The organism is Natrinema salsiterrestre, from assembly GCF_029502005.1.
In the GTDB taxonomy this organism is placed as follows: Archaea; Halobacteriota; Halobacteria; order Halobacteriales; family Natrialbaceae; genus Natrinema; species Natrinema salsiterrestre.
Genome location: NZ_JAMQOT010000002.1, coordinates 51134 through 63839, shown reverse-complemented (window position 1 = coordinate 63839; position 12706 = coordinate 51134). Strand labels below are relative to the sequence as shown.

Below are 12706 nucleotides of genomic sequence, written 5' to 3'. Positions count from 1 at the left end.
CCTGTTACCTTCCGGAGCAAGTAGATTTTTACGCCCTCGAAAAATTATGATATACAATGGCAGACAATACGCCGGTAATCGTTAGCGCTGTTAGAACTGCACAGGGGAGAGAAGACGGTGCCCTCGCGGACATCCGCAGCGAGGATCTCTCGATTCCGCTGGTCGACGAGATGCTCGCCGAGACGGGCGTCGAGGGCGACGACGTCGACGACCTGATGTGGGGCTGTGCACAGCAGCGCTCGGAGCAGCGAACGAACATCGCGCGCCAGATCGCGCTCTTCTCGGAACTGGGCGAGTCGGTGCCCGCGACGACGATCGACCGCCAGTGTGCCTCCTCCGCGCAGGCGATCATCAGCGCCGCGGACTCGATCGCCGCGGGCCGGCACGACGCGGTCATCGCCGGCGGCGTCGAGAGCATGAGCCGCGTCAAGATGGGCGGCGGTGACGCCGGCGACATGTACCCCAAGCTCGACGAGGAGTACGGGATGCGGAACCTCCAGATGGGGATGACCGCCGAGAAGGTCGCCGAGGAGTTCGACATCAGTCGGGAGGAGCAGGACGAATACGGCGCTCGGAGCCAGCAGCGCGCGGTCGAGGCGACCGAAGAAGGCAAGTTCGACGACGAGATCGTGCCGATCGAGACCGAGGACGGCGTCCACGACGAGGACGAGGGACTGCGTCCCGGCACGACTCCCGAATCACTCGCGGAACTTCCCACCGTGTTCAAGGAGGACGGCACGGTCACGCCCGGTAACGCCTCGCAGATTGCCGACGGCGCTGCCGGCGTCCTGCTTACGAGTCGGGATTTCGCCTCCCAGAACGACCTCGAGGTCCTCGCGGAGGTCGGCACCAGCTACGTCGCCGGCGTCGACCCGACGATCATGGGCGTCGGCCCGGTCCCGGCGACCGAAGGCTTACTCGAGCGCGCTGGTCGCGAGATCGACGACTACGGGCTCGTCGAGATCAACGAGGCCTTCGCCAGCCAGACGCTGTACTCCCAGCGCGAACTCGGCATTCCGGACGATCAGCTCAACGTCAACGGCGGCGCGATCGCGATCGGGCATCCGCTGGGCTGTTCCGGCGCGCGACTGCCGGTGACGCTGGTCCACGAGATGAATCGTCAGGGCGTCGACCGCGGCATCGCGACGGAGTGCGTCGGCTTCGGTCAGGGTGCGGCGATCGAGTTCGAGCTGCCCTGAGACGGTCAATCTAACCCTTTTGGTCCAGATTTTGCGAGGCCGCTCGCGAACGACGTGAGCGAAGCGGCCGAGACAAAAGGTGGTCGCGTCAGGGTGCGGCGATCGAGTTCGAGCTGCCCTGAGACGGTCAATCTAGCCCTTTTGGTCCAGATTTTGCGAGGCCGCTCGCGAACGACGTGAGCGAAGCGGCCGAGACAAAAGGTGGTCGCGTCAGGGTGCGGCGATCGAGTTCGAGCTGCCCTGAGACGGTCGATTCAGCTATTTTCGGTGACCCGGCGAGAGATGTGACGGCTATTTCGCTCGCGAGGGAACGGAAGTCAGTCTCGAACACTGGGTGAAAACGAGTACAGCGACGGCAGGAGGTGAGAAAAGATCGTCTACCCGAGAACGTACTCGAGGCGGGGGTAGCGCTCGAGGAGCGTCTGACCGCCGAGGTCGTAGGTCTCGATGTAGGCGTCGAGGCCGAGGATTCGGCCGGCACCGAAGGCGGCGACGGCGAGGAACACGAGCATGTACGCGAAGTCGCCGTTGATGAACCCGTGGGCCATGTCCCAGTTCCCGAAGTAGAACATGAGCATCATGAGCGCGCCGAAGAACGCCGCGAGGCGGACCAGCGCGCCCGCGAGGAGCCCGAGGCCGATCAGGAGTTCGCCCCACGGGACGGCGACGTTCGCGAACTCGACGAACCACGGCGTCGTCGCCATCCAGCCGAAGAGGTCGGCGAGTGGGTTTCCGTTGGTCGCTGCGACGTTGCCGAGGTAGCCGCCAGCGCTGAACGGTTCGGCCGCGGCGATCTTCGTGAATCCGGAGTAGGCGAACGCCCAGCCCATCATGAGCCGGAGCGAGAGGACGAACCAGGCGGAGAGGCTGTGGGCGCGGCCGCCGACCGTGTAGCCGCCGATGGTGCTTTCGAACGTGTTGCGCGCGTCTCGGGAGATCGTGGATGGAGTCATGATATGGGAAGCTACCTTCCTACTTCCTAGAACGACGACATAGTATATAAATATATTTAGACACTCTATGTCATGGCTATCGGTAAGTTATGGAGATATATTCACTCGGTCGAGCGACCACCGTGCGACCGAGCGTCCGACGCCACGGCCGACCGTGGCGAATCAGAATGTTTTCGACGCCGTGGGGTCGACGCGGTTACGTGAGTACTGGTCACGGAGAGACGGCCGACAGCCGCCGCAGTTGGGTCGTTGCGTTCGTCGGCGCTATCGCGATGGTGTTCACCTTCGGAACGCCGTTCTCGTACGGCGTCTTCGGACGCCCGTTCAGCGAGGCCTTCGGGATTCCGCAAGTGACGCTGTCGACCGTCTTCGCGGTCATGCTGTTTACCTTCTTTATCGGGTCCGGAGCGGTCGGCGTGTTCGCCGCGCGCCTGCCCGCTCGAGCCGTCCTTCTGGCGTGTGCGGGGGCCACCGGAGTGATCGCTCCGTCGCTGTACGTGACGGAGTCCTATCTCGGACTGACGCTCGTGTTCGCGGTTCTGGGTCTCGCGCTCGGAACGGTGTTCGTCCTGCTCGCGTCGATCGTCCCGCGCTGGTTCGAGGAGCGCCGCGGCGCTGCAACCGGGCTCATTTTCGTCGGCAACGGACTGGGACTGTTTTTGCTGCCACCGATCTGGCAGTCCGTCATCGCTCGGTTCGGCGTCCGTCGAGGCTTTCTCGTCGTCATGTCGGTGACCGCGTTCGCGTTCGCGCTCGCCGGCGTCACGTGTCGACGACCGCGATGGGCGGATACGTCGGCGGCGTCGGCCAGAGCCGTCATCGACTGGGTCGGCCAGCTGGCCGGAACCCGAACGTTCCAGCTGCTGTTCGTCGGTATCGGCCTCGCGTTCGCCTGGTATCAGCTCCTCGCGGCGTACGCGATCGATCTGTTCACCCACCGAGGCTTGACCGAAGCGAACGCGTCCGCCGCCTTCGGACTGATCGGCGGCGTCAGTATCATTTCGCGGGTCGGAAGCGGCTACGCCACGGATATCGTCGGCTCGAGACGGGCGTTTCTCGCGTCACTCACGTGTTCGGCCGCCGGAATCGGCCTGCTGTTCGCGCCCCAGGTGTCGGTGCTCGCGGTCTCGATCTTCCTGATCGGCATCGGTCTGGGCGGGTGTGCGACGCTGTACGTCCCACTGCTCATGAACGTGTACGACCCCGAGAGGGACACCGCTGTCGTCGGCGTTTTCAATATCGCGATCGGGACCAGCGCGTTGATCATGCCGCTGCTCGGAACTGCGAGCATCTCGTACACGGGAGGCTACACCGTAGCCATTCTGCTGACCTTCGTCGTCACCGTCGTGTCGCTGTGGGCGACGGTCGTCGGCACCGCCGGTTCGTAACGCATCGACCGCCCCCGAGATACTTTTCCACCGCGTCCGTGGGCCGAGATATGCGTTCCGACCTCGAGTCGCGCCTCCGAAGCCGACTGTCCGAAGACGGCTACGTCTTCCCGGATTACGGCGGCTACTGTTTCGCCAGCGTTCCCGATACGGCCGTCTCCGTTCTCGACGTCGACGGACCGTCACCGCCGGCCGTCGGTCGGCCCCTTCCGGACGACGTCCTCGATGGCATCGAGGACGAATACGACCGGGTCATCGTCGTGTTGATCGACGGTTTCGGACTCGCCGGCTGGCAGCGCCACGATCATCCGTTGCTCGACCGTCTCGAGGTCGACGGACGCGTCTCGCCGCTGACGGCGACCTACCCCTCGGAGACGGCGGCGGCGCTCACGACCTTCCACACCGGCCGACTACCCGCGTCTCACGGCGTCCTGGGCTGGGACGTCTACGATCCGGTCGACGACGCCTCCTACGAGGCGTTCACCGGCGAAATCAAAGCCGGCGACGAGTCGGTCGATCGCGACCTGCAGGACGTCTTCGAGGGCGACCCGATCTATCCGGCGCTCACCGCGGCGGGGATCGACTGCCGCCACGTCGTTCCCTTCCCGGAGACCTACGACGGCGCGGCCGTCCACTCCTACGGCGGGGATGAGACGGAGTCACCGGGATACGAGCTCGAGGGCTTTCGGGGCGCGCTCCGAGAAGCCGTCGCCGCCGCCGACGATCCGTCCTACCTGTACGCGTATCTCCCGCACGTGGACGCCGCCGCCCACGCCGCCGGGACCGACAGCGACCGGTATCACGCGACCGTCGACGAGACGCTCGAGACGGTTCAGCGGGCGCTTTCGGGACTTCCGACGGACGATGGGGGGACGGCCGGTCCCGGTGAGACGCTCGTCCTCGTGACCGCGGATCACGGCCACGTCGACACCGACCGAACCGTCGACCTCGAGTCGTCGGCCCCCGTGATGGAGAACCTGCAGCGCCACGCGAACGGTGACCCGGTCCGGTACGCCGGCAGTCCGCGCAACGTCCACCTCCACCTGCAGGACGGTGCAGATGTCCGCGATGCGGTGCGAGCCGAACTGATCGACGATCTCGAGGCCCGCGTCTTCACCGCCCGGGAGGCCAGGGAACGTGATCTCTTCGGGGACCGCGAGGAGAGCGACACCTTCCGCCGCCGGCTCGGCGATCTCGTCGTCTGTCACCGCGACCAGGGGGTCTGGTACGGGAGCGATTCCGCGAAGCTCGAACTAATCGGAATGCACGGCGGACTCCACCCCGAGGAGATGCTCGTCCCGTTCGCGGCGATCGATCTCGCGGATATTCCCGAGTAGGGGCGTCTCGACTGGATCTGCTATCGAAACCGTCGTCGATCAGTCCCCGACGTACTCGAGTTTCGTATCGCCCGTCTCACCCCACGCCGCTCGGGTTTCGGCACCGGTACGATAGTCGATGCTGTACGGCCTTTTTCGCCGCCACTCGCTCGCGGAGAAATGGGATCGAACCCGTCGCGTGGCAGCGTCGTAGTGATCACCGCGGTGGTAATACTCGAACTCGCGGTCGAGGACGTCGAGATGCGCGTGAACTGCGACGCGGTCCGCATCGACGCGCCAGGCGTGGACGTGCGTCCACTCGTCACCGAACCGCGGGCGTCGAACCGAGTACTCCGGGGCGACGAGGGCCCGGCTGTCGCTGTCCCACGCCCTGACCGCCGTGTCCGGGAACACCTGCGTCCAGCGGAGGCTCTCGAGGCCGGCGAACTCGGCTTCGATCGCAGCGACTGCGTCCCGATCGCCCGGAACGGTGACGTGCATATTGATCGGCATCGTGACCGTCCACCGTCCCTCCCCATCCGGCTGATAGACACAGCTCGGGAAGTCATACTCTCGGCCTCCGTCCGGAGCGGTCGCCGAATTCGTCGTTTCAGTCACGGCCCCGATTCCGTCCGGTATCGACGGCGTCACCCCACTTCGAGCGATCGCGTCTCGTCTCGGAAGCCGGCTCATCCGTCCTCGAGGTCCCGAATCGATCCCGTTCGAGGCCGCCGTCGTTTCCCCTCGTCCATACTGGCTCGATCACTCTCCCTTCGGGGACAGCGATAACAATCGTTCGGCCTACATAGTCGGGTGTCAGCGTCCCGAAACGAAGCGACGAATCCGTCGATCGAGACTGGTCGCTTTCGCCAGTGCGGCGGCCGGCGGATACGGGGAGTCCACGCGACCACCTGAAACATGGCAACCCTTTTCCCCGACGGAACAGAATCCGATGGTATGACGGACGAAAACGAATCTCCCGATGGAGACGCAGGCGACGAAGCCGAGGAGAAATCCTTCCGCGAACGAGTCGAGGAAATCCGCGAGAAGCGAGCCGAAGAAGGCGAGGGTGAGGGCGAACCGCCCGAGAGCCCGTTCGGCGGTGGCGGTGGCGGCCCCGGCGGTCCCGGCGGCATGGGCGGCAACCCGTTCGCTCAGATGATGGGCGGCATGATGGGCGGCGGTGGCGGCCCCGGCGGCCCCGGCGGTCCCGGTCCCGGCGGCCCGGGCGCTGGCGGACAGGACGAAAGCAACGAGGAACTCGTCCGCGAAGTCCGACAGATGCGCGACGAACTGCGCGACCAGACCCGTGCGCTGAAGCGCATCGCCGACGCGCTCGAGGACCAGTAACGGTCTTCCTCTCGTTTTTGCGGCCGTCGACTCGTCGAGCGTGAGAGACATTTCGGTCCCGACAGGGCGATTCCGATGACTACGACCCACCCCGACTGGATCGGGGACGCCGACAGCGACGTCGCCGCTGCTCGACAGCGCTCAGTGCCTCACTCGAAGTCGTCCCCGGTCGTCGTATCTGAACCCGGCGTTTTCGAACGCGGCCCGTGCCGCGTCGACGTCGAGTTCACCGTCCGTGCCGAGAAACGGCACCTCGGGGTCGTTTCCGGTCCACTCCAGGCTCTCCGGGATCCACTCTTCGATAACGGGACTCGCGACGGGTCGTGCATACCCGTGGAATATCTCGTTGCAGACCCACTGTTTGTCGATCAGACCGGCGATAACGCGCCGGAACCGATAATTGTTGAACGGTGCGCGACGCGCGTTGAATCCGAGGAAATAAAACGACCACGACGCCGATTCGATCCGTTCGACGCTGCCGGATTCCTCGACACCGCCGATCGCGTTGGCATCGAGGGGGAGACTCGTCACGTCTCGAGCGTCGTCCGCGACCGCCCGAGACGCTGAAACGCTACCCGGATCGATGAAGAACGTACAGTCGTCGACCGTCGGTTCCGGGAGATCGACTGCCGTCCGGCTCGTGAAGTGGTCCTCGAACCGCTCGAGGACGACCTGATCGCCCTCGGTTCGACTGACGAACTGGAACGGGCCGCTTCCGATCGCCGGGACGTTGTTCGTGACGACTGTTTCCGTCGTCCCCTGCGCGATGCTCGCATCGCCCGTTCCCAGGACTTCGGCCGCCCGTTCGCGCCAGCGGTGGGCCGGGAGTATCGGCACGAGCAGTGCACGTTCGCCGACCGTCTCGTTCGTCTCGACCGTGAACTCGAGGTGGTGGTCGTCACGGATCTCGATCGATTCGACGGCATCGACCTGTCCCCGAAACCGGGGGGCGGGCGAGGGCGCTTCGAGGGCTCCGAGCGAGATATCCTTGAACAGTCGATACGAAAACGCGACGTCCTCGGCGGTCACCGGCTCGCCGTCGTGAAATTCACATCCCTCCCGGAGGGACACAGCGACGGTTTGACCGTCCCAGTCCCACGACTCGGCGAGCCACGGCCGGATCTCGTCGGTGCCGTTCTGCGTCGCGAGCGAATCGTACAACAGATTCGTGATCGTCCCCCCGCGGCGGTAGTCTGCTGCCAGCGGATTGAGATTCTCCGTCGGTCTGGCGTCGGCGTGACTGACCCGAAGCGCCTCGACGCCCGTGGCGGGCTCGAGACCGAGATAGCCGTGTCGCGTCGCGAGGTGGCCGTTCTCCCAGCCGTCGAACCGATCGGTCCTGACGACGCGGTGTTCCTCGGGGGCACAGATCGGCACGAACGGCTGTTCGGTCGCGATCGACTCGAGTATCTCCGTGATGACGGTACTGCGGTCGTCACTACTGAGGCGGCGTTGCTTCTCGAGGAGTTGATCCAGGTCCTGATCGGCGTATCCGAACGGGTTTTGCCATCCCGATTCGTCGGCGTATCGCGAGTACAACGCTTCGTAGAGGAAATCCGGGTCGGTTCCGCCCGGGTGACGACCGATGCAGACGTCGAAGTCGTGATCGTACAGGACCGTTCGCAGGAAGTCGATGTCGGACCTGATATCGAGCGACACGTCGATGCCGACGGCTTCGAAGTGCTCCTCGAGATGACGAGCGATCCGGACGTTCTGTCTGGCGGAATCCGCCGGAACCGTGGTAATCGAGACGGAGAGCTGTCCGATGTTGTCCGGCGTGACGATGTTCCGGACTCCGCGAAGACAACCGCTACTCGAGACCGTCAGTCCGGCCGTTGCTGCCAGCATCGCCCGACGACTGCGGGTCCCGCCGCCACCGTCGCGGCCGTCCTGATTCTGGGCGGTTCGTCTCCTGTTCATTTCGTTCGTTTATCACAGTTGAAGACCCACGCTATAACAGTATTGTGCTCTCCGATATCCCGATTTCGGGGGGTCAATCGTCGGACACTGCAGCGGTTCGTAGCCGGGACGTGACCGGCGATGATCCGCCAGCGACTACGACCGGCACGTGTCCGCGCTCAATCGCTCCGTTCCCACGGTAAGCGCTCCTCGTACTGTCGCAACTGGTCTTCGAAGAGCTCGGAGAGTGACCAGCGATCGACGAGCCGATCCGAGAGTTCGACGCAAAGCGCTGCGAGCAGTAATCCCGCCGCGACGTCGATCCCCCAGTGGATCCCGAGGTACATCGTCGAGATCGCGACGCTGGCTGCCAGTACGACCGCGACGGGGAACCACCGCGGAAACTCCGAGCGGGTTATCGCTGCGAACGCCGCGACGGTCGCCGAAAGCGACGTGTGAAGCGACGGGAAGACGTTGGTGTTGCTGTTGACCTCGCGGGTGATATACCGGTATTGCGGGTTGATGTCGAACAGCATGGTTTCCGTGACTTCGGCCGGCATCAGGTTCCGGGGACCGTACGCGATTATGAAGACGTACAGTACGAGCCCGATCGCGTAGTTGAGCGCGTATGCCGTCAGCAGTCGACGAAAGATCCGCGTGTCGGAGAGCGTGAAGTAGGCGATCACCGGAAAGATCAGGAGAAACGTATAGCCGTAGATGTATGTCAACGAGAAGTACGTGTTCAGCTCGGGCGTTGCGATCGACTGGAAGATCAGGATAAACTCCCCCTCGATATTGTAAAACCAGGAGGTGAGATGGATCCCGATCTCCCGGGAGAGCCGCGGTGCTCGTTGTCTGGCGAGTCGATTGATCAGCAAGATCAAGAGCAAGACCCCGACGGTCGGCCCGGCGGCTCTGAGCCGGGTTCGCCACTCCGAGCGCGTTCGTGCGAGGCGCTCGCGGCCGACGAAGACGGCTATCGAAAGCGGGAGGAGAATCCCGATTACGACGACGAGTTGTATCAACACCTCAACGAGCATCGGTCCTAGTACCCCCCAAGCAGTCGCCCGTTATCATCGTATCGGAACCCGGCTCGTTCGAACGCCGCTTTCGCAGCGTCGACGTTGAGCGTGCCGTCGGAACCGACGAACGGCGTCTCCGGATCCTCCCCGTCCCACTCGAGGGCCTGCGGAACCCACTCGCCGGTCACCGGTGTCGCGACGGGCGATGCGTTCTCGTGGAACACGTCCGCCACGATCGCTTCCTTGTCCAGTAACTGTGCGACCGCTCTCCGGAAGTGTGGGTTGCTACAGGGTGCGTTCCGGACGTTGAATCCGAGGTGGTAGAACATCCGCGAAGGGTACTGCAGGCGTCGAATATCCGAGGAATCGGGAATGGCCGGCAGCGAATGGGCGCTCAGCATCGACGCCGTCACGTCCGCATCGCCCTCCTCGACCCGCCGGATCGAGGAGACGCTTCCGGGGGCGACGGTGAACCGCAACTCGTCGACCGTCGCTTCGGGGAGTTCGACGTCGTCCCGGCGGGTGAAGTGGTTCCGGTAGCGCGCCAGGACGAGCGACTCGTCTTCCGTCCGACTATCGACCCGGAACGGCCCGCTCCCGATAGGCGACACCTCGTTCGTCTCGACGACGTCCCATCGGCCCTGTGATGCGGTGAAGTCGCCGTCTGAGGCCCGCTGGCCGACCTGCTCGCGCCACACGTGCTCGGGCAAGATCGGAACGGTAAGCGCTCGTTCGCCCGTCTCTCGCCCGCCCACGACGGTGATCGTCAGCTGATACTCGTTCTCGATCGCCACGTCATCGATCAGGTCGACGTGTCCCTGATACCGCGGTGCCGGCGATTTGACGGCGGCTCGTCCCAGCGACGTGTCCTCGAGAAACCGGTACGTGAAGGCGACGTCGTCGGCGGTCACCGGTTCGCCGTCGTGGAATTCGCAGTCCTCGCGCAGGGAGATCCTCGCGGTCAGCGTCGCCTCCTCGCCCTGCGTGCCGGCGTCGGAATCCGCCGGCTCGTCGGTCCACTCCCACGACTGCGCGAGCCACGGCCGGATCTCGCCGTCGTGTTCCGTTCCGAGCGAGTCGTACAGGAGATCGATCGTCGTCCCGCGCTTCCGAAGCGTCGCCGAGAGCGGATTCAGGTTCTCCGTCATCCGGCTGCCGGTTACCAGCGCCCGGAGTTCGTCTACTCCCTCGGCCGGTTCGAGGCCGAGATAGCCGTGGCGCGTCGCGAGGTGGCCGTCTTCCCATCCGGTGAACCGATCGGGTCCGGCGACGTGATACTCGTCGGGAACGCAGATCGGCTCGAAGGGTTTCTCGCGTGCCAGTCCCTTCAGAACCGTTCCGATCCGTTCTTTGCGTTTCTCGCCGTCTGCTCGCCGCTGTTTCTCCAGGAGGGTGTCGAAGTAAATGTTGGCGAACCCGAAGGGGTTCTGCCATCCGGCTTCGCCGGCGAACGTGGAGTGGAGGGCTTCATAGAGGAAGTCGGGATCGTAGTCGGCGGGGTGAAGGCCGACGTAGCAATCGAAATCGTGCTCGATCAGCACGGCCTCTAGCAGCTCCGCTCGCGCCCGCACGTCGAGCGAGACGTCGATGCCGACTCGCTCGAGGTTCGCTTCGAGCCGGCGGGCGATCCGGATGTTCTGCCGATCCGAGTCGGCAGGCATTGCCATGATCGACAGCGAAACCTGTTCGTCGTCCACCGTGTTGACGACGCTCTGGACGCGGTCGATGCAACCGCTCGTCGCGACCGCACCGCCGGTCGCAGTCGCAGCGAGGAAGGAGCGTCTGCTGACGCCATCGTCAGCGGGGGAGGGGGTCCAATTCATTCCGGTTACCTAACACCCAATACTCATTTGATATATAACAGTATTGCGTACTACGATCGAGTCACAAGCGGAGTGAAAAGTGTTTTCAAACGGTAGTAAACCCGTCTCGATCACCAATCCCCCGAGCGTACCGGGGACCGACGAACGCGGGGACGGCGACCCCGTCGCCGGAACGCAACATCAATAGGTCGACCGCCGAAACGAGGCGTATGGACGTCGCCGCCGAACGGATCGAGCGCCTGCACGAGCTCGCTCGAGCGGCGGCAGCCGACGGTGCTGACGATCGGGCTCGCTACTACGTCCGCCTCGCGCGGCGAGTCGCGGAGCGAAACCGACTGACGCTCCCGCGCGAGTTTCGCCGATTCAGTTGCGATCGGTGTGACGCGTACCTTCGACCGGGGAAGAACGCACGCGTCAGATTACGGGACGGTCACGTCGTAATCACCTGTGACTGCGGTGCCCACGCCAGGTATCCCTACGAGTCGTGATCGCAGCTTCGCCCCCAGTTCACCGTCGCACACCCGTGTCGGTCGTTCCCGTCCGAATCGCGAAGATTGAAGCCGCTCGATTCGTTAATCGGGGCCATGGATACACAGGAACTCAAGCGACGAGCCCACGATCTCGACGTCACGGTCTGGGTCGGCAAGAGCGGCATCGACTCGGTCGTCGACGAGCTCGACGACCAGCTCTCGGATCGGGACCTCGTGAAAGTGAAGCTCCTCCGCGCGTCGCGGGCGGGGAGTTCGACCGAGGAAAAGGCGGCCGACCTCGCGGATCGCGTCAACGCGGAACTGATCGAGACGCGGGGCCACACGGCAGTGGTCCACCGATGACGATCGGGGCTGGTTCGTCGCCGTTACAGGCCACCGGACTCGGACCGATCGGCAACGCGCTCGACGACGCCGGGCTCACGGCGACCCAGGCCGGAACGGCCGAGGGGGCGATCAAATTCGCCGTCGCGCTCGTCGCGATCTGGCTGCTCGGCCGGCTCCTCGTGTTACCACTGCTCACGCGGGCGATGAACAGGCGCGAGCTGGACAAACACGCACAGAACCCGCTGTTGATGCTCTCGAGGTTCGGCATCGCGTTTATCGGCTTCGCCATCGCGTTCGGCTTCGCCGGCTACGGGAACTTTCTCGTGTCGATGGCGGGCATCGCAGCGGCGGGCGCGCTCGCGATCGGATTCGCGATGCAGGACGTGATCGCCAACTTCGTCGCGGGCGTGTTCATCTACACCGACAAGCCGTTCCGCATCGGCGACTGGATCGAGTGGGACGACGGCACGTACTCGGGCACCGTCGAGGACATCAGCCTCCGCGTGACCCGCGTCCGAACGTTCGATAACGAACTGCTCACCGTGCCGAACTCGTCGCTCACCGACGGCGTTCTCAAGAACCCCGTCGACGCGAACAAGCTCCGGCTGAAGTTCGTCTTCGGGATCGGCTACGACGACGACATCGAACGAGCGACCGAGATCATCGTCGACGAGGCCGAGCGCCACACCGACATCATGGACGATCCCGCGCCCTCCGTCCGACTCACGGAGCTCGGCGACTCCGACGTCGGCCTCCAGTCGCGGTTCTGGATCTCAAACCCCTCCCGCGCCGACTTCGTTCGAACCCGCGGGGAGTACGTCACCGCGGTCAAACGTCGCTTCGACGAGGAGGGGATCGACATCCCCTACCCCGTCCGCACGCTCGAGGGCGGACTCAACCTCGAGAGCGGGCAAAGCGTCGTGCAGCCGGCCGAGTAACGG

Annotated in this window: 12 protein-coding genes; 7 read left to right on the top strand and 5 right to left on the bottom strand. The window is 64.5% G+C overall.

The annotated features are described in order from the left end of the window. Positions 1-56: 56 nt before the first annotated feature. Complete coding sequence (locus tag NDI89_RS05765) at positions 57-1199, top strand: thiolase family protein (RefSeq protein ID WP_277520564.1); 1143 nt, start codon at positions 57-59, stop codon at positions 1197-1199. Between the two features lie 377 nt (positions 1200-1576). On the opposite strand, the gene NDI89_RS05760 is transcribed toward NDI89_RS05765, so the two are convergent. Beyond that, positions 1577-2152 (bottom strand): DoxX family membrane protein, encoded by a 576-nt coding sequence (locus NDI89_RS05760; protein ID WP_277520563.1) that lies wholly within the window; start codon positions 2150-2152, stop codon positions 1577-1579. A gap of 272 nt (positions 2153-2424) precedes the next feature. Between NDI89_RS05760 and NDI89_RS05755 the strand changes: the two genes are divergently transcribed. Both NDI89_RS05755 and NDI89_RS05750 read left to right on the top strand, forming a co-directional pair. Then, positions 2425-3540: an MFS transporter gene (locus NDI89_RS05755; RefSeq protein WP_307729314.1), complete on the top strand. Its 1116-nt coding sequence runs from the start codon at positions 2425-2427 to the stop codon at positions 3538-3540. A 50-nt stretch (positions 3541-3590) separates the two neighbouring features. Beyond that, on the top strand, positions 3591-4877 hold the full coding sequence (locus NDI89_RS05750; protein WP_277520561.1) for an alkaline phosphatase family protein: 1287 nt from the start codon (positions 3591-3593) through the stop codon (positions 4875-4877). 39 nt (positions 4878-4916) lie between these two features. Here the strand turns inward: NDI89_RS05750 and NDI89_RS05745 are convergent, their stop codons facing one another. After that, positions 4917-5369, bottom strand: a complete 453-nt coding sequence (locus tag NDI89_RS05745; RefSeq protein ID WP_277520560.1) for a hypothetical protein — start codon at positions 5367-5369, stop codon at positions 4917-4919. Between the two features lie 444 nt (positions 5370-5813). Between NDI89_RS05745 and NDI89_RS05740 the strand changes: the two genes are divergently transcribed. Beyond that, positions 5814-6206: a hypothetical protein gene (locus NDI89_RS05740; protein WP_277520558.1), complete on the top strand. Its 393-nt coding sequence runs from the start codon at positions 5814-5816 to the stop codon at positions 6204-6206. Between the two features lie 141 nt (positions 6207-6347). Here the strand turns inward: NDI89_RS05740 and NDI89_RS05735 are convergent, their stop codons facing one another. The 3 genes from NDI89_RS05735 to NDI89_RS05725 form a co-directional block, all read right to left on the bottom strand. After that, complete coding sequence (locus NDI89_RS05735) at positions 6348-8054, bottom strand: ABC transporter substrate-binding protein (RefSeq protein WP_277521299.1); 1707 nt, start codon at positions 8052-8054, stop codon at positions 6348-6350. 230 nt (positions 8055-8284) lie between these two features. Then, entirely contained in the window at positions 8285-9145 is an 861-nt protein-coding gene (locus tag NDI89_RS05730; RefSeq protein WP_277520557.1) for a phosphatase PAP2 family protein, read from the bottom strand. A 5-nt stretch (positions 9146-9150) separates the two neighbouring features. Then, positions 9151-10950 (bottom strand): ABC transporter substrate-binding protein, encoded by a 1800-nt coding sequence (locus NDI89_RS05725; RefSeq protein WP_277520556.1) that lies wholly within the window; start codon positions 10948-10950, stop codon positions 9151-9153. Positions 10951-11159: 209 nt separating this feature from the next. Here NDI89_RS05725 and NDI89_RS05720 point away from each other — a divergent pair, with 209 nt between their 5' ends. The 3 genes from NDI89_RS05720 (at position 11160) to NDI89_RS05710 (ending at position 12703) form a co-directional block, all read left to right on the top strand. After that, positions 11160-11438: a ribonuclease P protein component 4 gene (locus NDI89_RS05720; protein ID WP_277520555.1), complete on the top strand. Its 279-nt coding sequence runs from the start codon at positions 11160-11162 to the stop codon at positions 11436-11438. A 96-nt stretch (positions 11439-11534) separates the two neighbouring features. Continuing rightward, complete coding sequence (locus tag NDI89_RS05715; RefSeq protein WP_277520554.1) at positions 11535-11783, top strand: YhbY family RNA-binding protein; 249 nt, start codon at positions 11535-11537, stop codon at positions 11781-11783. Beyond that, complete coding sequence (locus NDI89_RS05710; protein ID WP_277520553.1) at positions 11780-12703, top strand: mechanosensitive ion channel family protein; 924 nt, start codon at positions 11780-11782, stop codon at positions 12701-12703. The genes NDI89_RS05715 and NDI89_RS05710 overlap by 4 nt, the downstream gene beginning before the upstream one ends. Positions 12704-12706 lie beyond the last annotated feature (3 nt).